The sequence below is a fragment of the Delftia tsuruhatensis genome, assembly GCF_903815225.1.
GTDB classification, from domain to species: domain Bacteria; phylum Pseudomonadota; class Gammaproteobacteria; order Burkholderiales; family Burkholderiaceae_C; genus Comamonas; species Comamonas tsuruhatensis_A.
This window is the reverse complement of sequence record NZ_LR813084.1, coordinates 6,022,081-6,042,500: the sequence shown is the minus strand read 5'-3', so window position 1 is coordinate 6,042,500 and position 20,420 is coordinate 6,022,081. Positions and strand designations below refer to the sequence as shown.

18 protein-coding genes and 2 rRNA genes (1 of these 20 running past the window's edge) are annotated in these 20,420 nt (G+C 65.4%); 15 read left to right on the top strand and 5 right to left on the bottom strand.

The window, feature by feature from the left end; translation table 11 throughout:
• Positions 1-606 (top strand): 23S ribosomal RNA (locus L1Z78_RS27565); it begins 2,270 nt to the left of the window's first position.
• 127 nt (positions 607-733) lie between these two features.
• Positions 734-846: ribosomal RNA gene (rrf, locus tag L1Z78_RS27560) — 5S ribosomal RNA — on the top strand.
• Positions 847-980: 134 nt separating this feature from the next.
• Here rrf and L1Z78_RS27555 read toward each other — a convergent pair.
• The 4 genes from L1Z78_RS27555 to L1Z78_RS27540 all read right to left on the bottom strand — a co-directional run bounded on the left by L1Z78_RS27555 (position 981) and on the right by L1Z78_RS27540 (position 4,741).
• Positions 981-1,748: a class II glutamine amidotransferase gene (locus L1Z78_RS27555; protein ID WP_234639483.1), complete on the bottom strand. Its 768-nt coding sequence runs from the start codon at positions 1,746-1,748 to the stop codon at positions 981-983.
• Positions 1,749-1,939: 191 nt separating this feature from the next.
• Positions 1,940-2,128 carry a 4-oxalocrotonate tautomerase gene (locus tag L1Z78_RS27550; protein ID WP_234639482.1) on the bottom strand — a complete coding sequence of 63 codons (189 nt, stop codon included), beginning with the start codon at positions 2,126-2,128 and terminating at the stop codon, positions 1,940-1,942.
• A 42-nt stretch (positions 2,129-2,170) separates the two neighbouring features.
• Positions 2,171-2,449, bottom strand: a complete 279-nt coding sequence (locus L1Z78_RS27545; protein ID WP_234639481.1) for a cysteine-rich CWC family protein — start codon at positions 2,447-2,449, stop codon at positions 2,171-2,173.
• Positions 2,450-2,548: 99 nt separating this feature from the next.
• Positions 2,549-4,741, bottom strand: a complete 2,193-nt coding sequence (locus L1Z78_RS27540; protein ID WP_234639480.1) for a malate synthase G — start codon at positions 4,739-4,741, stop codon at positions 2,549-2,551.
• A gap of 301 nt (positions 4,742-5,042) precedes the next feature.
• On the opposite strand from L1Z78_RS27540, the gene L1Z78_RS27535 reads away from it, so the two are divergent.
• From L1Z78_RS27535 to L1Z78_RS27495, 9 genes are all read left to right on the top strand, one after another.
• The gene (locus L1Z78_RS27535; RefSeq protein WP_234639479.1) at positions 5,043-5,978 is read left to right on the top strand and encodes a LysR family transcriptional regulator; all 936 of its coding nucleotides are present in this window, start codon (positions 5,043-5,045) and stop codon (positions 5,976-5,978) included.
• A gap of 27 nt (positions 5,979-6,005) precedes the next feature.
• Positions 6,006-6,611, top strand: coding sequence for a DUF3016 domain-containing protein (locus L1Z78_RS27530; RefSeq protein ID WP_234639478.1), 606 nt, complete (start codon positions 6,006-6,008; stop codon positions 6,609-6,611).
• A gap of 139 nt (positions 6,612-6,750) precedes the next feature.
• Positions 6,751-7,197, top strand: a complete 447-nt coding sequence (locus L1Z78_RS27525) for a DUF2214 family protein (RefSeq protein ID WP_234639477.1) — start codon at positions 6,751-6,753, stop codon at positions 7,195-7,197.
• A 54-nt stretch (positions 7,198-7,251) separates the two neighbouring features.
• The gene (gene argS / locus L1Z78_RS27520) at positions 7,252-8,949 is read left to right on the top strand and encodes an arginine--tRNA ligase (protein WP_234639476.1); all 1,698 of its coding nucleotides are present in this window, start codon (positions 7,252-7,254) and stop codon (positions 8,947-8,949) included.
• Positions 8,950-8,970: 21 nt separating this feature from the next.
• Complete coding sequence (locus tag L1Z78_RS27515; protein ID WP_234639475.1) at positions 8,971-9,651, top strand: SPOR domain-containing protein; 681 nt, start codon at positions 8,971-8,973, stop codon at positions 9,649-9,651.
• Between the two features lie 75 nt (positions 9,652-9,726).
• Entirely contained in the window at positions 9,727-10,377 is a 651-nt protein-coding gene (locus L1Z78_RS27510; protein WP_234639474.1) for a thiol:disulfide interchange protein DsbA/DsbL, read from the top strand.
• A 169-nt stretch (positions 10,378-10,546) separates the two neighbouring features.
• Positions 10,547-11,200 (top strand): lipopolysaccharide transport periplasmic protein LptA, encoded by a 654-nt coding sequence (gene lptA, locus L1Z78_RS27505; RefSeq protein WP_234639473.1) that lies wholly within the window; start codon positions 10,547-10,549, stop codon positions 11,198-11,200.
• Positions 11,197-11,985 (top strand): LPS export ABC transporter ATP-binding protein, encoded by a 789-nt coding sequence (gene lptB, locus L1Z78_RS27500; protein ID WP_234639472.1) that lies wholly within the window; start codon positions 11,197-11,199, stop codon positions 11,983-11,985. Before lptA ends, lptB begins: the two co-directional genes overlap by 4 nt.
• A gap of 54 nt (positions 11,986-12,039) precedes the next feature.
• Positions 12,040-13,656: an RNA polymerase factor sigma-54 gene (locus L1Z78_RS27495; protein WP_234639471.1), complete on the top strand. Its 1,617-nt coding sequence runs from the start codon at positions 12,040-12,042 to the stop codon at positions 13,654-13,656.
• A gap of 21 nt (positions 13,657-13,677) precedes the next feature.
• On the opposite strand, the gene rtcR is transcribed toward L1Z78_RS27495, so the two are convergent.
• Positions 13,678-15,297, bottom strand: coding sequence for an RNA repair transcriptional activator RtcR (gene rtcR, locus L1Z78_RS27490; RefSeq protein WP_234639470.1), 1,620 nt, complete (start codon positions 15,295-15,297; stop codon positions 13,678-13,680).
• 694 nt (positions 15,298-15,991) lie between these two features.
• On the opposite strand from rtcR, the gene L1Z78_RS27485 reads away from it, so the two are divergent.
• The 4 genes from L1Z78_RS27485 to rtcA all read left to right on the top strand — a co-directional run bounded on the left by L1Z78_RS27485 (position 15,992) and on the right by rtcA (position 20,420).
• Positions 15,992-17,131: a slipin family protein gene (locus L1Z78_RS27485; RefSeq protein ID WP_234639469.1), complete on the top strand. Its 1,140-nt coding sequence runs from the start codon at positions 15,992-15,994 to the stop codon at positions 17,129-17,131.
• Positions 17,132-17,204: 73 nt separating this feature from the next.
• Positions 17,205-18,050 (top strand): hypothetical protein, encoded by an 846-nt coding sequence (locus L1Z78_RS27480; RefSeq protein ID WP_234639468.1) that lies wholly within the window; start codon positions 17,205-17,207, stop codon positions 18,048-18,050.
• Positions 18,051-18,082: 32 nt separating this feature from the next.
• Positions 18,083-19,321, top strand: coding sequence for an RtcB family protein (locus L1Z78_RS27475; protein WP_234639467.1), 1,239 nt, complete (start codon positions 18,083-18,085; stop codon positions 19,319-19,321).
• Positions 19,322-19,382: 61 nt separating this feature from the next.
• Positions 19,383-20,420: an RNA 3'-terminal phosphate cyclase gene (rtcA, locus tag L1Z78_RS27470; protein ID WP_234639466.1), complete on the top strand. Its 1,038-nt coding sequence runs from the start codon at positions 19,383-19,385 to the stop codon at positions 20,418-20,420.

Genomic DNA, 20,420 nt, shown 5'->3' with positions numbered 1-20,420 from the left:
GTTACGGTCGGACATCGTGACGATAGTGCAATGGCATAAGCGTGCTTAACTGCGAGACTGACAAGTCGAGCAGATGCGAAAGCAGGACATAGTGATCCGGTGGTTCTGTATGGAAGGGCCATCGCTCAACGGATAAAAGGTACTCTGGGGATAACAGGCTGATACCGCCCAAGAGTTCATATCGACGGCGGTGTTTGGCACCTCGATGTCGGCTCATCTCATCCTGGGGCTGTAGTCGGTCCCAAGGGTATGGCTGTTCGCCATTTAAAGAGGTACGTGAGCTGGGTTTAAAACGTCGTGAGACAGTTTGGTCCCTATCTTCCGTGGGCGCTGCAGATTTGAGGAAGCCTGCTCCTAGTACGAGAGGACCGGAGTGGACACACCTCTGGTGTATCGGTTGTCACGCCAGTGGCATTGCCGAGTAGCTAAGTGTGGAAGAGATAACCGCTGAAAGCATCTAAGCGGGAAACTCGTTTCAAGATGAGATCTGCCGGGGCCTTGAGCCCCCTGAAGAGTCGTTCGAGACCAGGACGTTGATAGGCTGGGTGTGGAAGCGCAGTAATGCGTTAAGCTAACCAGTACTAATTGCTCGTGAGGCTTGACCCTATAACTTTGATGACGAAGTGATCATCAAGGTGGTTATGCCAAGTAAGACGCAGTCGAAATATAAAGCTGATTGAAGACTCTATGAATTAGTTGTGTTGCCCCGAGGGCAGCATGACAACAAGTTATGCCTGATGACCATAGCAAGTTGGTACCACTCCTTCCCATCCCGAACAGGACAGTGAAACGACTTTGCGCCGATGATAGTGCGGGTTCCCGTGTGAAAGTAGGTCATCGTCAGGCTCTTACAGCCCAAGAAACCCCGTAGCCCAAGGCTACGGGGTTTTTTGCATTGGGCCTTTGAAAAGGAAAAAGGGAAAACCAGAAAAAAGGAGGGCGCTGGCGCGGCCTCCTTTTTTCTTGTGCAAGGCGTTCTCTCACAGTGGCAGGCATTCTCCCTGAACGAAAACCTTGAGCTCTCCCGACTGTATCGGTGTCCAGGTCTCGTTCTTGGTCAGCGGCGCCGTGACGATAATGGCCACGCGATCCTGTGGGGTGGTCTCGCGCGCAAAGTCCACGCTGAGGTCTTCATCGGACAGATGGGCTTGGGCAAAAGGGTGCTGGCGTTCGATGTAGCAAAGATGCGTGGTTGCATGGGCCCACAGCGCCTCGCCGTTGGACAGCAGGAAATTGAATGTGCCGTGTGGAGAGATACGCTTGGCCAGGTCGCGCAGCGTATGCGTCAGCTCCTGCACGCTGGGCAACCCCGCATGCGATTTCCACAATTCCTGGAGGATCCAGCAGAAGGCCTGCTCGCTGTCGGTGTTGCCGACGGGGTGGAAGTGGGCATGCAGTTTGGGGGAGAAATTCTTGAGGTCGCCGTTGTGGGCGAAGACCCAGTTATGGCCCCACAGCTCGCGTACGAAGGGATGGCAATTCTGCAGGCTCACGGCGCCTTGGGTGGCCTTGCGGATGTGGGCGATGACGTTGCGGCTCTTGATCGGGTATTCGCGTATCAGCTTGGCGATGGGCGAGTCGATGGCGCGTTCATAGCCGACGAAGTGGCGCAGGCCCTTGTCCTCGAAGAAGGCGATGCCCCAGCCATCCGTGTGATCGCCGGTGTTGCCCGCCCGCTGGGTGAACCCCGAGAAGCTGAAGCGCACGTCGGTGGGCGTGTTGCAGTTCATTCCAAGCAGCTGGCACATGGCGGTATCGTCGTTTGCGTAGTTCAGTCCATAGCCTAACGCTTCAGGCGTCTGCTGCAAGCACAATGCAGGACGCACGTGTAAAAACGAAAGAAAGCACGCGGTTCAGGCTGAAGGGAATCGTCGAGTAAGACCGGGCATCAACGAAAAAGGCAGCCAAAGCTGCCCTTGGTGTGATTGGCCGGTTGCTATCAGCTGCGCTCGGTCCAGAGCTTGCCGCCCGTGGCCCAGTTCTCGCGCTTGATGTCGGTGATCAGGATGTCCACCGATTCGGGCGAGCCGCCCAGCACTTCGACCGATACGCGCGTGATCTCTTCGACCAGCTTGCGCTTTTGTTCGATGGTGCGGCCTTCCATCATTTCGACATGGTATGTAGGCATGTGAGTCTCCTGCTCGAGTTCATTGAAGAGGTAGAACACCGATCATATCGGCCCGGGAAGGCTCGCGGAGCTGACACCGGATCCCCACTTTTCGCCCTGCGTTCGCGGCAATGGCGGTGTTTCCGTGGCGGCCAGGGCGGCACAAGTGGGGCAGAGGCAGGCCAGGTCGCGTGCATCCTGGGGAATGCGGGCCAGGGCGTCGGGGGAGATCGGTGCATCCATGCACCAGCAGCCGCCCGGATCGCCCCCCTCCATCACGGCGCAGCGGTTGGAGCGGCCGCACAGGGGGCACAGGCTGGCGTCGAGCGGCGGCTTGGTCATGGTGCCGCCAGTGTATGTCCATGAAAAAGGCACTTCGGCACCGTGGAGGGGCGGAAGTGCCTTTCAGCAGCGCACGGCGCCAAGGTCGCGCCCCTGTCGTCAGGCCGCTGCCTTGACCTTCAGGCGCCAGGCGTGCAGCAGTGGCTCGGTGTAGCCGCTGGGCTGCTCCTTGCCCTTGAAGACCAGGTCGCAGGCGGCCTGGTAGGCCATCGAGGTGTCGAAGTGGCCGGCCATGGGCTTGTACAGGGCATCGCCGGCGTTCTGCTGGTCGACCACGGCAGCCATGCGCTCGAAGGTTTCGCGCACCTGGGTTTCGGTCACGATGCCGTGCTGCAGCCAGTTGGCGATGTGCTGGCTGGAGATGCGCAGCGTGGCGCGGTCTTCCATCAGGCCCACGTTGTGGATGTCGGGAACCTTGGAGCAGCCCACGCCCTGGTCCACCCAGCGCACCACATAGCCCAGGATGCCCTGGACGTTGTTGTCCAGCTCCTGCTGCTTCTCGGCGGCACTCCACTTGTCTTCCTTGACGACCGGCACCTGCAGCAGGTCGGCCAGGATGGTGGCGCGTTCGGCATCGGCATCGGTTTTTTCCAGCTGCTTTTGCACCTCGGCCACATTGACCTGGTGGTAGTGCAGCGCATGCAGCGTGGCGGCCGTGGGCGAGGGCACCCAGGCGGTGTTGGCGCCGGCCTTGGGGTGGCCGATCTTCTGCTCCAGCATGGCCTTCATCAGGTCGGGCATGGCCCACATGCCCTTGCCGATCTGTGCCTTGCCACGCAGGCCAAGGCCCAGGCCCACGAGCACGTTGCTGCGCTCATAGGCGGCCAGCCAGGCGCTGCCCTTCATGTCGGCCTTGCGGACCATGGGGCCGGCGTACATGGCGGTGTGCATCTCGTCGCCCGTGCGGTCCAGGAAGCCGGTGTTGATGAAGGCCACGCGCGAGGCGGCGGCGGCGATGCAGGCCTTGAGGTTGACGCTGGTGCGGCGCTCCTCGTCCATGATGCCCAGCTTGACGGTGTTCTCTGGCAGGCCCAGCACCTGCTCCACGCGGCCGAACAGCTCGCTGGCGAAGGCGGCTTCGGCCGGACCGTGCATCTTGGGCTTGACGATGTAGACGCTGCCGGTGCGCGAGTTGCGGATTCCGTTGGCGCCCAGTCCCCTGATGTCATGGATGGCGATGGCCGTGGTGACCATGGCGTCCAGGATGCCTTCGGGGATTTCCTTGCCATTGCCCCACAGGATGGCCGGGTTGGTCATCAGGTGACCGACATTGCGCACGAACATCAGCGAGCGGCCGTGCAGCTTGACGCTCTTGCCGTCGGCACCGGTGTATTCGCGGTCGGCGTTGAGGCCGCGCGTCATGCGCTGGCCGCCCTTGTCGAAGGTCTCGGTGAGCGTGCCCTTGAGGATGCCCAGCCAGTTGGCATAGCCCACGACCTTGTCCTCGGCATCCACGGCGGCCACGGAGTCTTCCAGGTCCAGGATGGTGGACAGGGCGGCCTCGACCACCACGTCGGCCACGCCGGCGGCATCGGTCTTGCCGATGGCCGTGGTCTTGTCGATGCGGATGTCGATGTGCAGGCCGTTGTTGACCAGCAGGACCGAGGCTGGTGCGGCCGCATCGCCCTGGTAGCCCACGAACTGGGCGGCGTTCTTCAGGCCGGTGGAACCACCGTTCTTGAGCGCGACGACCAGCTGGCCGCCTTCGACGCGGTAGCCGGCCGCATCCTTGTGCGAGCCCGTGGCCAGCGGCGCGGCCTGGTCCAGGAAATTGCGCGCGAACTCGATGACCTTGGCGCCGCGCACGGGGTTGTAGCCCTTGCCCTTTTCGGCGCCACCTTCTTCGCTGATGGCATCCGTGCCATACAGCGCGTCGTACAGCGAGCCCCAGCGGGCATTGGCTGCATTCAGGGCGTAGCGGGCATTGAGGATGGGAACCACCAGTTGCGGTCCGGCCTGGATGGCCAGTTCGGCATCCACGTTGGCCGTGGTGGCCTTGGCGTCCTTGGGGGACTCGACCAGGTAGCCGATCCGGGTCAGGAACTGCTGGTAGCCTGCCATGTCGGTGATGGGGCCGGGGTGGGCCTTGTGCCAGGTGTCCAGCTCGACCTGCAGGCGGTCACGCTCGGCCAGCAGGGCCGCATTGCGCGGGGCCAGGTCATTGACGATCGCGTCGAAGCCCTTCCAGAACGCCTCGGGCGCGACGCCGGTGCCCGGGAGCACTTGCTCATTGATGAAGCGGTGCAGCTCTGTAGCGACCTGCAGGCTGTGGACTTGGGTGCGATCGGTCATGGTGGGAACCCCCGAGTTGGATGGATGGAAAGTCTGCTCAGACCCTCTTCGGGCCTGACTATAAGGAATACTTTATTAGATTTATTTGCGTACATAAATAGACCGGAAATCTTAAAACTCGTGACTTTTACGCAAAAATATGGGAAGGTTGCGAACAGGCTGGAACCTACGGACCCGGCATGTGGCCTGATGCGTGGCGCACAGGGCAGACAGCCCGTGCCTGCTGTGCAAAAGGCGGCCCCAGGAGACAGGCGTGCATTGGCATGCCGGCAAGAAAACAGAAGAGAAACGGACAGCGGTCATGGACAAGCTCAAGGCATTCGAGTCTTTCGTATCGGTGGCCACGCGCGGCAGCCTCACGGCGGCCGCCAAGGCCGAAGGCGTGGCGCCGGCCATCATGGGAAGGCGCCTCGATGCCCTGGAGGAGCACCTGGGCGTCAAGCTCATGGTGCGCACCACGCGGCGCATCTCGCTCACGCATGAAGGCAGCGCCTTTCTGGAGGACTGCCAGCGCCTGTTGTCCGATGTGGCCAATGCCGAGGCCAGCGTCAGCGCAGGCGGGGTCAAGGCCACGGGGCATCTGCGCATCACGGCGCCTGCGGGCTTCGGGCGGCGCCATGTCGCGCCCCTGGTGCCGCGGTTCCGCGACCTGCATCCCGACGTCACCATCTCACTGAACCTGAGTGACCGGGTGGTGGACCTGGCTGGCGAAGGGTTCGACTGCGCGGTGCGTGTCGGCGACCTGCCCGATTCGGCCCTGGTCAGCGTGCGCATCGCCGACAACCGGCGTCTGTGCGTTGCCACGCCGGGTTACCTGGAACGCCGTGGCACGCCGCGCCACCCCAGCGAACTCACGCAACACGATTGCCTTACGCTGTCCAGCGACGCTTCGCAGACACGCGGCTGGGCCTTCCGCATTCCGCATCCCGACAGTGGCACCAGCGAGGTCGTGCATTTCAAGCCGGGCGGGCCTCTGGACTGCTCCGACGGCCAGGTGCTGCATGACTGGTGCATCGGCGGCTGGGGCATCGCCTGGCGCAGCACCTGGGAGGTCGAGGCCGAGATCGCCGCCGGGCGCCTGGTGGCGGTGCTGGAGGAGTTCGCGGCACCGCCCAATGGCATCTTCGTGGTCTTTCCCCAGCGCAAGCACATGCCATTGCGCGTGCGCCTGTGGATCGACTATCTCAAGCACCACTACGAGCAGCCGGAGTTCTGGCGCCGTACCCAGGCGGCCTGAGCGGGCCGGCCAGCCAAGGAGGAACGAATGGCGGTGTCGACTGCAACACAAGCGATATCCACGGTGCGCCAGGCGTCGTCTGGGTGGCGGCGCTGGATGCGCATGGCGCTGGGGGCCGCCTGCCTGGGGCTGGCCGCGGGCTGCGCAACCCATGTGCCGGAGCCCGGTCAGGCCGGCGGGCCACGCCAGGGCGCCGTGCCCGCAGGCATCGTGAGCGTGACTTTTGACGACCCCGCGCGCTTCGATGCCTCGCGCAGCGGCCCGCGCGAGGGCGAGAAGGCACGCCGCGCCTGGGTCGATGCGCTGGGCCAGCACCTGGCCGAGCGCGCTGCTCCCAGGCTGCCTACCGGCCAGAAGCTGGAGGTGCATGTCACCGACGTGCAGCGTGCCGGCAGCTTCGAGCCCTGGCGCGGACCCCAGGCCGCCGATGTGCGCATCGTGCGCGACATCTATCCGCCGCGCATAGACCTGCGCTTCAAGCTGCTGGATGCGGGCGGCAAGCTGCTGCGCGAAGGCAGCCGCCAGTTGCGCGACCCCAGCTTCATGATGCGCCCCGACCTCTATCCCAACGACCCCCTGCGCTATGAGAAGACGCTGCTGGACGACTGGCTGCGCGAAGAACTCGCGCGGTGAGCGGACTGCGGAGGTCTACCGATTGCCTCGGGCATCAGGTTGGCCTCCGGTATTTCTGGCGTAATGAGGCCCGGGCATGGGCTTGGCGGACCTCCGGGAGGGCCTGGCCCATGGGGTTCACTTCTTTTACGGGTTCGCGATGACGATAGAAGCCATTCTGGCCAGCCTGCACCTGCTGGCGATCCTGACCTTCGTGGTGTTCCTGTCCAGCCAGGCGGCACTGTGTCGCAGCGAATGGATGAGTCCCGCCGTGGTCCAGCGCCTGGCGCGGCTGGACATGATCTATGGGCTGGCCGTGGTGTTCCTGGTGCTGACCGGCATCGCGCGCCTGGTGTGGGGCGTCAAGGGCATGTCCTGGTACGTTTCGCAGCCACTGTTTCATCTGAAGATGACCTTGTTCGTCGTCGGTGCCCTGTTGTCCATCAAGCCCACGCTGGCCTTCCGGCGCTGGCGCCGCGCCCTCGATGCCGGCCAGGGACTGCCTTCTGCCACCGAGGTGACCGGCACGCGCCGCTGGGTGATGTGGCAGGCGCACGTGGTGCCCGTGATCGCGGTCGTCGCGGTGTTCTGGGCACGGGGCATGTAGGCCTGGTTTTCCTGTCCGGCGGCATGGGGCGGGGCTGCCACGTAGAATCCGCCGATGCTCTCCGTCAAACAGGAACTGCTCGCGGCCCTTGCCGGCGAGCTCGAAACTTTGTCGCCCGGCGCCGGTGCGCGTGCCGCTTTTGAATCTCCCAAGGTGGCTGCCCATGGCGATTTCGCCTGCACGGCCGCCATGCAGCTGGCCAAGCCGCTCAAGCTCAACCCGCGTGCGCTCGGCGAGCAGCTCAAGGCCGCGCTGGAGGCCACGCCCGCCTTCCAGCGCTGGGTCGATGCCATCGAGATCGCCGGTCCCGGCTTTCTGAACATCCGGCTCAAGCCCGCCGCCAAGCAGGAAGTGATCCGCGAGGTGCTGGGCCAGCCCGAGAAGTTCGGCTGGCAGGCCGACCGCGGCGAGAAAGTGCTGGTGGAGTTCGTCTCGGCCAATCCCACCGGCCCGCTGCACGTGGGCCATGGCCGCCAGGCCGCGCTGGGCGATGCCATCTGCAATCTCTACGCCACCCAGGGCTGGGGCGTGCACCGCGAGTTCTACTACAACGACGCGGGCGTGCAGATCGACACGCTGACCAAGAGCACGCAGCTGCGTGCCAAGGGCTTCAAGCCCGGCGACGCCTGCTGGCCCACGGATCCGGAGAATCCGGAAAGCAAGGCCTTCTACAACGGCGACTACATCCAGGACATCGCCGACGATTTCAAGGTGAAGAAGACCGTCAAGGCCGATGACCGCGAATTCACGGCCAATGGCGATGTCGAGGACTACGACAACATCCGCCAGTTCGCCGTCGCCTACCTGCGCAACGAGCAGGACAAGGACCTGCAGGCCTTCAATCTGCACTTCGACCAGTACTACCTCGAATCCAGCCTCTACACCAACGGCTATGTCGAGGATGCCGTGCAGCGCCTGATCGCGGGCGGCCACACCTACGAGCTCGATGGCGCGCTGTGGCTCAGGTCCACCGACTACGGTGACGACAAGGACCGCGTGATGCGCAAGAAGGACGGCAACTACACGTATTTCGTGCCCGATGTCGCCTATCACATCCAGAAGTTCAAGCGCGGCTTCGGCAAGGTCGTCAACATCCAGGGCACCGACCACCACGGCACCATCGCGCGCGTGCGCGCCGGCCTGCAGGCCGCCGATGTGGGCATCCCGGCCGGCTATCCCGACTATGTGCTGCACACCATGGTGCGCGTGGTGCGCGGCGGCGAGGAAGTCAAGATCAGCAAGCGGGCAGGCTCCTACGTCACGCTGCGCGATCTGATCGAGTGGACCAGCAAGGACGCGGTGCGCTTCTTCCTGCTCTCGCGCAAGCCCGACACCGAGTACACCTTCGACGTGGACCTGGCCGTGGCCCAGAACAACGACAACCCCGTGTACTACGTGCAGTACGCCCATGCACGCATCTGCTCCGTGCTGGCGGCCTGGGGTGGCGATGCGTCCACGCTCAAGGATGTGGACCTTTCTGCGCTGCAAGGCCCGCAGGCCCAGGCCCTGATGCTGCAGCTGGCCAAGTACCCGGCCATGCTGACCTCGGCCGCCGAAGGCAATGCACCGCACGACGTGACCTTCTATCTGCGCGAGCTGGCCTCGCTGTACCACAGCTACTACGATGCCGAGCGCATCCTGGTGGACGATGAGAAGGTCAGGCTCGCGCGCCTGGCGCTGATCTCGGCCACGCGCCAGGTATTGCACAATGGCCTGGCGGTGCTGGGCGTCTCGGCCCCGCAACGCATGTAAATCGAGCGACCACAACGATCTATGAAGACACAGCAACGTGGGGGCACCGTCATCGGTCTCATCATCGGCATGATCGTCGGCCTGGCAGCAGCCCTGGCCGTTGCCGTCTATGTGACCAAGGTGCCGGTGCCCTTCCTCACCAAGGGTGGCAAGACGGCTGACCAGGACGCGGCCGAGGCCCAGCGCAACAAGAACTGGGATCCCAATGCGCCGTTGCAGGGCAGGAATCCTGCGCCGCCACCCCCGGCTGCCGTGACGCCTGCCCTGCCTGGCAATAGCACGCCGACCCCGCCGGCCGTGGCCGGCGGCGTGACGCCGCCGCCCGCGCCCGTGGATCCTGCCAAGCCCCCCGCCAAGCCGGATGCCAAGGCCGACGGCAAGACCTCGACCGATCCGTTGGGTGACCTGGTCAAGGCACGCTCCGCGGCTGCCGAGAAGGCGGAAAAGGCCGAGAAGGCCGACGCCGGCTTCAACTATTTCGTACAGGCCGGCGCCTTCCGAAGCCAGGGCGATGCCGATGCACAGCGCGCCAAGCTCGCGATGCTGGGCTGGGAGGCGCGCGTGAGCGAGCGCGAGCAAAACGGCATCACCATCTTCCGTGTGCGGGTGGGTCCGTTCGCCAAGCGCGACGATGCCGAGCAGCTCAAGCAAAAGCTCGATGGCGCCGGCGTGGAATCGACTCTGGTGCGCGCGGCGCGATGACGCGCTGAACAAGCGATGAACTTTTGGCGAGGCCGTGCCTCCTAACCTCCAGCATTGAACGAGGAGTTTGTTTTGATGAATCGCCGCGATTTCTCCCTGGCTGCCTCCGCAGCCGCCACTGGCGCGTTGACGCTGGGCACCTCCGCGGTCCAGGCCCAGGCGGCAGCGCCCAAGGAAGGCAAGGACTACATCAAGCTGGGCAAGCCCGCGCCCACCAGCGCTGGCGCCGGCAAGGTCGAGGTGGTCGAGTTCTTCTGGTACAGCTGCCCGCACTGCAACGCGTTCGAGCCCACCTTCGCCGCGTGGAAGAACCAGGCTCCCGCCGACGTGGTCGTGCACCGCGTGCCCGTGGCCTTCAACGCCAGCTTCGTGCCCCAGCAAAAGCTCTACTACGCCTTTGAAGGCATGAACCTGCTGGACACCATGCATGCGCGCGCCTTCCATGCCATCCATGTGGAGCGCAACCGCCTGGCCAAGGACGAGGACATCTTCGCCTGGGTCGGCAAGCAGGGCGTGGACGTGGCCAAGTTCAAGGAGGTCTACAACTCCTTCACCGTGTCCAACCAGGTGCGCAAGGCCACCCAGCTGCAGCAGGACTACGAGGTCGAGGGCGTGCCGGCCATGGGCGTGGCAGGCCGCTACTACACCGATGGCACCAAGGCCGGCAACATGACCAACGTGCTGCGCGTGGTCGACCAGTTGATCGCCACCGCCCGCAAGGGCTGAGGCAAGGCTTCGGTCCTGCCACCGTGCAACAGGCCCGCCCAGCGCGGGCCTGTTGCTTTTGGAAACCCCTTTTTGTGTCCTGCATGGCTGGGCTTTGCCGTCGTCTGAAAGACGCCAGAAACGGTTGCGCGCGACACCCCCTACAATGGATGCAAGAAGCGTGCCCTCCATGAAACAACGACTTTCCCCCCTCCTGCTCGCAGCCGCCCTGGCGGCCTTCGCCGGTATGGCTCTGGCTGAAAAGGCCGACAGCACCAAGCCCATGAACATCGAGGCCGACGCGCTGCGCCATGACGAGCTCAAGCAGACCAGCGTGTTCACCGGCAATGTGGTGATGACCAAGGGCACCATCGTGCTGCGCGGCGCACAGCTCGATGTGCGGCAGGACCCGGAAGGCTATCAGTACGGTGTGGTGACGGCCGAGTCCGGCAAGCGCGCCTTCTTCCGGCAAAAGCGCGATACCGTCCCCGGCCAGCCCGAGGAGTTCGTGGAAGGGGAGGGCGAGGTCATCGAATATGACGGCAAGGCCGACCTCGTGAAGTTCATCCGCCGCGGCGAGCTGCGGCGCTACCGTGGCGGCCAGCTCAGCGATGAGATCACGGGCTCCATCATCGTCTACAACAACCTCACCGACGTGTTCACCGTCGATGGACAAAAGACCAGCGGTGGCCAGCCCAGCTCCACGGCCGGCCAGGGCGGGCGCGTTCGCGCTGTTCTGGCGCCCAAGGAAGGCACACCGGGCGCACAGCCGCGTCCTGTGTCGCCTGGCACGCCGCTGCAGCCCAGCGGCACCCTGGACAGCCTGGGTGGAACCAGGCGATGAGCACGCAGGCGCAAGCCGTCGGTGCGGCGCAACGCATGGCCCAGGGCAGCAGCCTGCAGGCCCGCCACCTGGCCAAGTCCTACGGCAGCCGCAAGGTGGTCAAGGACGTCTCTCTGACCGTGGAAAAAGGCGAGGTCGTGGGCCTGCTCGGCCCCAACGGCGCGGGCAAGACCACCTCGTTCTACATGATCGTGGGCTTGGTGCGCAGCGACGGCGGTGACATCTTCATCGACGGCCAGTCCGTGGGCAACATGCCCATCCACCAGCGCTCGCGTCTGGGCCTGTCCTATCTACCGCAGGAGGCGTCGATCTTTCGCAAGCTCAGCGTCGAGGACAATGTCCGCGCCGTGCTGGAGCTGCAAAAGGACGAGCAGGGCCGGCCGTTGGCGCGAAGCGTCATCGAGGAGCGCCTGACGGAGCTGCTGCAGGAGCTGCGCGTGGACCATCTGCGCGCCTCGCCGGCGCTGGCGCTGTCGGGCGGCGAGCGCCGCCGCGTCGAGATCGCGCGTGCCCTGGCCACGCAGCCGCGCTTCATCCTGCTGGACGAGCCCTTCGCCGGCATCGACCCCATTGCCGTGATCGAGATCCAGCGCATCATCGGCTTTCTCAAGGCGCGCGGCATCGGCGTGCTCATCACCGACCACAACGTGCGCGAGACGCTGGGCATCTGCGACCATGCCTTCATCATCAGCGATGGCCACGTGCTGGCCCAGGGCACGCCCGAGGAGATCGTGGACAACGCAGAAGTGCGCCGCGTCTACCTCGGTGAACACTTCCGGATGTAGCGCCATGCGAAGCCCGGCCCGACTGCCAGACTGTCTGCGTGAAGGAGCTGCCGCTTGAAGCCCGGGCTTTCGCTGCGTGTCTCCCAGCATCTTTCGCTCACGCCGCAGCTGCAGCAGTCCATACAGCTGCTGCAGCTGTCCACGCTGGAGCTGGCGCAGGAAGTCGAACAGATGCTGGGCGACAACCCTTTCCTGGAGCTGGCGACCGAGGAGGGCGGCAACGATGCCGCCGCAGGCTCCGCCGAACCCGGCGGTGCCGGTGCCGAAGGCGCGGACTCCTTTGCGGACAGCCGTGCGGATGCGCCGGCTGCCACGGCGGAGTGGGAGCCGTCTGCGGAGGCTTCGGCCGGCGATGCCGTGGAAGCCTCCGGCACGGCGGAGTCCCTGAGCTGGGAAGGGGACGGCCAGGGCACATCGGGCTCCGATGACCGCGACTGGGGCAGCGATGCGCCTTCCAGCCGCACGCGTGGCCAGGGCGATGATGACGAGACGGATGCCACGGAGCTGGCCCGCAGCGGCGAGAGCCTGACCGACCACCTGCACCGCCAGGCCTTGAGCCTGCGCCTGGGCGAGGTGGATCGCGCCGCGCTGCGGTTCCTGATCGAGAACCTCAACGACGACGGCTATCTCGAGGACCCGATCGAGGAACTGGCCCAGGGCCTGGCCGCTGATGACATGGAGGAGCGAGAGGAGCTGGTGCACCGCTTCACCGTGGCGCTGCGCCTGCTGCAAAGCCTGGAGCCCGTGGGAGTGGGCGCCCGCGACCTGGCCGAGTGCCTGACGCTGCAGCTGCGTGACCTGCTGGCGGATGCCCGGCGCGAGGGCGACGGCGGCAGCGAGGACGAGGACCGGCAGGCCGTGCTGCGCACCGCGCTGGACATCTGTGCCCAGCCCATGGACCTGCTGGCGCGGCGCGATCTGCGCAAGCTGGCCAGTCTTTGTGGCGCGCGTGAGGAGCGGCTGCGCGAGGCATTGGCGCTGATCGCCCGGCTGGAGCCGCGCCCCGGACGGCGCTTTGCCGACGTGCAACGCCAGATCATCGTGCCCGACGTCATCGTGCGCCCGGTGCGCAGCGGCGCGGGACGGGTGGAGTTCAGCGTGCAGCTCAACCCCGACGTCATGCCCAGGCTGCGCGTGCACGACATCTATGCCAGTGCATTGCGCAGCCACCGGGGCAGCGAAGGCCATGCGGCGCTGCAGCAGCGGCTGCAGGAGGCGCGCTGGTTCATCAAGAACATCCAGCAGCGCTTCGACACCATATTGCGTGTCTCCCAGGCCATCGTGGAGCGCCAGAAGAATTTCTTCGTGCATGGCGAGCTGGCCATGCGCCCGCTGGTGCTGCGCGACATCGCCGATGCGCTGGGCCTGCACGAGTCGACCATCAGCCGCGTGACCACGGCCAAGTACATGGCCACGCCCCAGGGCACCTACGAGCTGAAATACTTCTTCGGCTCGGGCCTGGGCACCGAGGCTGGCGGCAATGCATCGAGCACGGCCGTGCGTGCCCTCATCAAGCAGTTCGTCTCGGCGGAGGATCCCAGGAAACCGCTGTCGGACAACCAACTGGCCGACATGCTCAAGGAGCAGGGCATCGAATGCGCGCGGCGCACCGTGGCCAAGTACCGCGAGCTGCTCAAGATCCCCCCCACCACGCTGCGCAAGGCCCTGTAGCCTGCACCGGACCCTGACCGGCTAGAGGGTGTGGCGGGTGACAGCCTCCCATTTCAAGCCGAACTTCAGCAGGTACTTGCGCAGGCGGTCGGCATCGTTGACCACGCTGCGCTGCGTGCGCGAGCGGTCGAACAGGCGGCGGCCTGCCTCGGACAGTGAAGGCGATTCACGGCACACGCGCAGCACGGCCTCCAGCTGCAAGCGGTCGAACAGGTCCATCTGCGTCAACGTCTCACCGGGCAACAGCGTGTCGAGCCCGGGGGGCAGCGCCACACCGCCGGGCTGCTCCGCATCGCCGCGCTGCCACAGCCACTTCAGGCGCTGGATCTCGGCATCGACCAGGGCCGTGGAGATGCGGCCGGCATCGGCCAGCGTCGCCAGGCGTGTCATGCTGGCCGACAGATCGCGGAAGTTGCCGCTCCACAGCGCATCGGGCGAGCGTGCAAAGCGCAGATAGCGCTCGCGGGCCTCCACGTTAAAGCGCACCATCTGGCCGGTCTCGTCGGCCGAGCGCGCGAGCAGGTGGTCCATGTTGGGCGCGATGTCCTCGGGGCGGCCGGCCAGGCCCGGCAATGCGTAGGACCACAGGTTGATACGTGCGAACAGGTCTTCGCGGAAACGCCCCCGGGCCACGTCGATGCGCAGGTCGCGGTGCGTGCCTGCGATCAACTGGAAGTCGCTGCTGACCTCCCGGTCGCTGCCCATGGGATAGAAGCGCTTTTCCTCCACGGCCTTGAGCAGCATGGCCTGCTCGTCCGGGCCCAGTTCCCCGATCTCATCGAGGAAGAGCACACCCTGGTGCGCGCTGCGCAGCAGGCCGGCGCGGTCGGCGGCGGCACCTGTGAAGGCCCCCTTCTTGTGGCCGAACAGCACCGAGGCCGCGCCATCGCCGCGCAGCGTGGCGCAGTTGACCTCCACGAAGTCGCCCTGGACCTGGTGCCTGGCCTTCTTGAGCTCGTACATGCGCCGCGCCAGATGTGACTTGCCCGCGCCGGTGGGGCCGGTCAGCAGGATGGGCGCACGCGAACGCACGGCCACGCGCTCGATCTCGTCGATCAGCGCGTTGAAGTGCGCATTGCGCGTGGCGATGCCGCTCTTGAGGAACTGCACGGCCTCACGCTGCTCGGCGCCGAAGCGCTGGGCGATCACGTCGTAGCGCGACAGGTCCAGATCGATCAGCGCGTAGCTGCCAGGGTCGGCCTCCCGCTGGCGCCTTGGGGGCGAGGTCTGGGCCAGCACGCCGGGAATGCGGCGCGACTCCACCAGCAGGAACAGGCAGATCTGTGCCACATGCGTGCCCGTGGTGATGTGGGTCCAGTACTCCTCGCGCTCGGGATCGAAGCGGTAGGACTGCGTCCAGTCGAACAGGCGTGCGTAGACCTCGCCGAAGTCCCAGGGGTCGGCCATGTCCATGGGCACGAGGTTCACCGTGGTCTCGGGAGAAGCCGTGGCGATGTCGGCGCGCACCAGCCGGGCCAGGTCCGCATGGGCGGGCGCGTGCAGCAGCTCCAGGCGGTCGATCACCAGGTCCTCGTGCTGGACCAGGGAGACCGTCGGACGCCACTTTTCCCACCGCCCGGCGCCCCGGCCTGCGTCCAGCTGCGAGCCCAGGAAGCCGATGACCACTTTGCTTTTTTGCATATTCAATCTAGTTTTCTAGCTTTTATTCTAGTTTTGAATGGAAATGAGTCAAAGAGATGCCTGTGTGAAAAATGGATTGTTCAATCAAATCAATGGGTTGAGAAATTTTTCGGCATGGGGCCGGAAGTTGGCACGTATCTCGCAAAAGACAAGGCATCCAGTGCAAGCGGCGACCGCTCACAGGCCGGGGTTGGGATGTGAATCCGCCCCGCCGGTGCCGGGAGTCCGGGCCCTTCGGGGCCTGTCGATTCCCTGCATGCCGCACGCCGCAAGCGCTGGCTGACGGCATGGTCGTGGAGACCTTCTCGAAAGAGAAGCCGGGTTCGACTCCCGGCTTGCCACCACTGGTAGCTCAGTTGGGAAGAGCACCCTCGCAAGAGGACTGTCGCAGGTTCGAATCCTGCCCATTCTTCCGACCGAAAGGTCGGGCCATGAAACGGTCGAAAGACCACCCGCCGAACGCGGGACGTGTCCCCGGGTTGCGATGCCGCCCTGAGCCACTTCCCGTCAGCGGTGGCGGCTGTGCCAGTACCCGGCACGGTCGGCGCCCGCAGCCAGCCAGGCTGCCTCCCCGCCCGCGGGGCAGCAGCCAAGGCGCACCGCGAGGCCCTGGCCGTGTCCCCTGGGGCCCCGCCATCGCTGTAACGGCACCCCTGTTGATTGCGGCGAAGACGCCGGATGAGGAGAAGAAGAAATGCTGAAGATCCAACGCATCACCATCAAGAAGAACGAACGCGCACTGCTGCTGCGCAATGGCGATTTCGAGCGTGTGCTGCACAGTGGCAGGCACTGGCTGTTCGCCGGCACGGATGCGCTGCGCGTGGAGACCTTTGCGCTGGAGCAGCCCGCTTTCACGCACGGGCTGGCCGAGTACCTGATGGCCCAGGAGCCCGCCGTCGTGGAGTCGGAATTCATCCGCGTGGACCTGGCCGAGAACGAAGTGGGCCTGCGCAGCGAAAACGGCGTGCTGGTCGAGATCCTGCCCCCCGGCACGCGCCGCCTTTACTGGAAGGGCCTGGTGGAGGTGGGCGTGCAGGTGATCGACCTGCACGCCGGTGCCGAGCTGCCCGCCGCCCTCGTGGCGCGCCTGACCCAGACCCAGTTGCGTCAGCGCAGCGTGTCCGGCCTCAACGGCGTGCTGCAGGTACAGGTGCCCGCGGGCCAATGTGCATTGCTGACCATCGACGGCCGGGTGGATCGCCTGCTGCCTGCGGGGGCCTATGCGTTCTGGAAGTTCGGCCGCAGCATCGCCGTGGAGCTGGTGGACCTGCGCCTGCAGGCCGTCGAGGTCTCGGGCCAGGACATCATGACCCGCGACAAGGTCAGCCTGCGCCTGAACCTGAGCGCCACCTATCGCCACACCGACGTTCTGCGCGCCTTTGCCCAGCTGCAAAAGCCTGCCGAGCATTTGTACCGGGAACTGCAGTTCGCGCTGCGCGCCGCCGTGGGCACCCGCACGCTCGACGAGCTGCTGGAGAACAAGACGGTGATCGACGATGTGGTGACCGCGCACATGGCGACGAAGCTGCAGCCCTTCGGCATGGTGGTGGAAAGCGTGGGCGTGAAGGACATCGTGCTGCCCGGCGACATGAAGACCATCCTGACCCAGGTGGTGCAGGCGGAAAAGCAGGCCCAGGCCAACGTGATCCGCCGCCGCGAGGAAACGGCGGCCACGCGCTCGCTGCTCAACACCGCCAAGGTCATGGAGGACAACCCCGTGGCCCTGCGCATGAAGGAGCTGGAGACCCTGGAGCGCGTGGCCGAGCGCATCGACAAGATCTCCGTGTTCGGCGGGCTGGACCAGGTGCTCGACGGACTGGTGAAGATGCGTTGATAGCGCGATGAGGCGGGCGTGGAGTCGCCGGCGGTGCCGGTTGCTTCATGCCTGCCCTTGAAGGAGAGACACCATGGACAAGAAGATGACATCGAAAAGGATGCAATCGCCTGCAGCGCAAATACAGGAGCGTACAGACGCCCTGGTTGCTGCATCACAGGCGCTCTACCAAAGCTTTGCGGGATACAGGTCGCCGTCGGTAGCGCTGGACGCTTGCGTCACATGCTGCATGGACGCAGACCTGGAGCGCGAGATGCGTCGACTGCCCCTGCGCAGCCTGACCGAGCACCATTTCTACCAATACAACGACGCTGCCAAAAGCGTGGTCCAGCCTGCGGATGAGATCAAGTACCTGGCGCCAAGAATGTTGGAACTGCTGGCGCAGGGCGCAAGGCTGCACCACTCCACCGAGTTGTATCTGGACCGCCTTGGTCGTTGCGAGCCCGGCTCCTTTTCATCGCAGGAAAGCGCGGCGTTGCAAGCCTTTGCTCGTGCCTTCTTTGCCTTGGGGCTGGAGCAGTGGGCTGAGCCGGACACCAGCGTCTTCCAGGGCGAAGAGGTCTTCTCCTTTTTGCTCATGTGGGACTACGCTGGTGTGCCGCTCCAGCCCCTACTGGATCACTGGCTGACCTGTGACAGCGAGAGCGCCACGCTGCATTTTGTCGATGCATGCTTCTACGAATTCATCTGGGGTGGGCACTGCATCAGCAATGCCTTCGCATCCGATCGCAATGGCTACCGTGCAACGATGGAGCAGTGGCTCTCGCAGACAGGCACCAAGAAGCATTGGGCAGAAAAGCTGCTGCAACTGGCCGAGCGTGGCCCGGCCAGCACCTGGCTGCCTTCAGGCAAGCGCGACCACCAGTGCTACCCGCTGGATGAGCGCATAGGCGCGGTATTCGACGCCATGGCCACTTGAGGCGAAAAAACGATTCAACCAAGAACAAAGACATGAAAGAGAGCAGCACCATGAAGAACTACCAACTGCATGAAGTCGAGGGCGGAGTGCCCATCAAGATGTGGACCCGGGGCGTGCCCGTGGAGGACGAGGCGCGCAAGCAGCTGGAGAACGCCGCGCGCCTGCCCGTGGTCTTCAGGCATGTCGCGGCCATGCCCGATGTGCACCTGGGCATAGGCGCCACCGTGGGTTCGGTGATCCCCACCGTCAAGGCCATCATCCCGGCGGCCGTGGGCGTGGACATCGGCTGCGGCATGATGGCGGCCAAGACCACGCTGCGCGCCGAGGACCTGCCCGACAACCTGGGCCCGCTGCGCTCGGCCATCGAGCAGGCCGTGCCCCATGGCTCGGTGCCGCGCCACAGGGGTCGTGATCCCGGCAGCTGGGAGAACCCGCCCGTATCGGTGGACCAGGTCTGGGCCACGCTGGCCGATGAGTTCGACCTGCTGTGCGAGCTGCATCCACGCCTGGCCAACACCAACAACCGCAAGCACCTGGGAACGCTGGGCAGCGGCAACCACTTCATCGAGATCTGCCTGGACGAGGCGGGCTTCGTGTGGTTCATGCTGCACTCGGGCTCGCGCGGCGTGGGCAATGCCATCGGCACCCATTTCATCGAGCTGGCCAAGAAGGACGCGGAACTCCATCAGCGCAACCTGCCCGACAAGGACCTGGCCTACTTCGAAGAAGGGGCCCGCTACTTCGGCGACTACGTGCGCGGCGTGTCCTGGGCGCAGAAGTTCGCCATGCGCAACCGCGAGGTGATGATGGCCAACCTCATCGCGACCGTGCGCAAGGTGATCGCCAAGCCCTTCGAGTCACATGTGGAGGCCGTGAACTGCCACCACAACTACGTGCAAAAGGAGCGCCACTTCGGCGAGGACGTGTTCATCACCCGCAAGGGCGCGGTGAGCGCGCGGCGCGGTGAGCTGGGCATCATCCCGGGCAGCATGGGCGCACGCAGCTATATCGTGCGCGGCCTGGGCAACCAGGAGAGCTTCGAGAGCTGCAGCCACGGCGCGGGTCGCGTGATGAGCCGTACCAGGGCCAAGAAGATGTTCAGCGTGCAGGACCACATCAAGGCCACCGAGGGCGTGGAATGCCGAAAGGATGCCAATGTCGTGGACGAGATTCCCATGGCCTACAAGGACATCGACGCGGTCATGGCCGCGCAGCAGGATCTGGTGGAAGTGGTGCACACCCTCAAGCAGGTGGTGTGCGTGAAGGGTTGAGGCGCAGCCTTCGGCCGCCCGGTCGGGTACAGGGGCAGGGCATGAAGAAGGAAACAGGAAAATGATGGAGATCGACGGATCCGCCGGAGAGGGCGGCGGACAGATGCTGCGCAGCGCGCTGGCGCTGTCCATGTGCACGGGAACGCCGTTCGCGATGCGGCGCATCCGCGCCGGCCGCGCCAGGCCGGGCCTGATGCGCCAGCACCTGGCCTGCGTCAACGCCGCGGCCGACATCTGCGGCGCGCAGGTGCAGGGCGCCGAGATGAACTCGCAGGCGCTGCAGTTCACGCCAGGGCCGGTGCGTGCGGGCGAGTACCGCTTCGTGATCGCCTCGGCGGGCAGCTGCACCCTGCTGCTGCAGACCCTGTGGCCCGCGCTGATGCTGGCCGAAGGCGAAAGCCGTCTGACCCTGGGCGGCGGCACCCACAACCCGGCCGCGCCGTCCTTCCACTTCCTGGAGCGCAGCTATGCGCCTCTGCTGCACAGGCTGGGCGCGCGCTCCGCGCTGCGGCTGCGCCGCCTGGGCTTTTATCCGGCGGGCGGCGGTGAGATGGACGTGACGATCTCGCCGGCAATCCATGGGCTTGCGCCTTTCGATCTCACGGAACGTGGCGCCCCGGTGGCCAGCCTTGCCGAATGCTTCGCGCCCGCGCTGCCACGCGCGGTGGCCCGGCGCGAGCTGGACCGGCTGGGCCAGGCCCTGGGCTGGTCTGGCGAGCAGCTGCAGGTGGGCGCCGCGCGCCAGAACGAGGGACCGGGCAATGCGCTGCTGGCCACGCTGGCCTACGAGCACCTGAGCGAGGTTTTCACGCAGTTCGGCGTCAAGGGCGTCAGCGCGGAAAAGGTCGCCGGAGACCTGGCGCGCGAGGTGCTCCGCTACCAGTCCGGCCAGGCCGCGCTGGGGCCGCATCTGGCTGACCAGTGGGCCCTGCCGCTGGCGCTGGCCGTCTGGAAAAGCGGGCGTGGGGCCCGCTACACCTGCACGCAATTGACAGCGCATGCGCACAGCAATTTCGAGGTGATAGCGCGGTTCCTGCCCGTGCGCTTTGCCATCGAAGCGGCGGGCGATGGCTGGTGCGTCGCGCTGACGCCGTGCTGA

Bases quoted from the DNA above. Each gene is read 5' to 3' on its own strand.
- lptA (WP_234639473.1), top strand. From the start codon at position 10,547: ATGAAACAACGACTTTCCCCCCTCCTGCTCGCAGCCGCCCTGGCGGCC.
- L1Z78_RS27510 (WP_234639474.1), top strand. From the start codon at position 9,727: ATGAATCGCCGCGATTTCTCCCTGGCTGCCTCCGCAGCCGCCACTGGC.
- L1Z78_RS27555 (WP_234639483.1), bottom strand. From the start codon at position 1,748: ATGTGCCAGCTGCTTGGAATGAACTGCAACACGCCCACCGACGTGCGC.
- L1Z78_RS27480 (WP_234639468.1), top strand. From the start codon at position 17,205: ATGGACAAGAAGATGACATCGAAAAGGATGCAATCGCCTGCAGCGCAA.
- L1Z78_RS27475 (WP_234639467.1), top strand. From the start codon at position 18,083: ATGAAAGAGAGCAGCACCATGAAGAACTACCAACTGCATGAAGTCGAG.
- L1Z78_RS27485 (WP_234639469.1), top strand. From the start codon at position 15,992: ATGCTGAAGATCCAACGCATCACCATCAAGAAGAACGAACGCGCACTG.
- L1Z78_RS27530 (WP_234639478.1), top strand. From the start codon at position 6,006: ATGGCGGTGTCGACTGCAACACAAGCGATATCCACGGTGCGCCAGGCG.
- L1Z78_RS27540 (WP_234639480.1), bottom strand. From the start codon at position 4,741: ATGACCGATCGCACCCAAGTCCACAGCCTGCAGGTCGCTACAGAGCTG.
- argS (WP_234639476.1), top strand. From the start codon at position 7,252: ATGCTCTCCGTCAAACAGGAACTGCTCGCGGCCCTTGCCGGCGAGCTC.
- L1Z78_RS27525 (WP_234639477.1), top strand. From the start codon at position 6,751: ATGACGATAGAAGCCATTCTGGCCAGCCTGCACCTGCTGGCGATCCTG.
- L1Z78_RS27550 (WP_234639482.1), bottom strand. From the start codon at position 2,128: ATGCCTACATACCATGTCGAAATGATGGAAGGCCGCACCATCGAACAA.
- rtcA (WP_234639466.1), top strand. From the start codon at position 19,383: ATGATGGAGATCGACGGATCCGCCGGAGAGGGCGGCGGACAGATGCTG.
- rtcR (WP_234639470.1), bottom strand. From the start codon at position 15,297: ATGCAAAAAAGCAAAGTGGTCATCGGCTTCCTGGGCTCGCAGCTGGAC.
- L1Z78_RS27515 (WP_234639475.1), top strand. From the start codon at position 8,971: ATGAAGACACAGCAACGTGGGGGCACCGTCATCGGTCTCATCATCGGC.
- L1Z78_RS27545 (WP_234639481.1), bottom strand. From the start codon at position 2,449: ATGACCAAGCCGCCGCTCGACGCCAGCCTGTGCCCCCTGTGCGGCCGC.
- lptB (WP_234639472.1), top strand. From the start codon at position 11,197: ATGAGCACGCAGGCGCAAGCCGTCGGTGCGGCGCAACGCATGGCCCAG.
- L1Z78_RS27535 (WP_234639479.1), top strand. From the start codon at position 5,043: ATGGACAAGCTCAAGGCATTCGAGTCTTTCGTATCGGTGGCCACGCGC.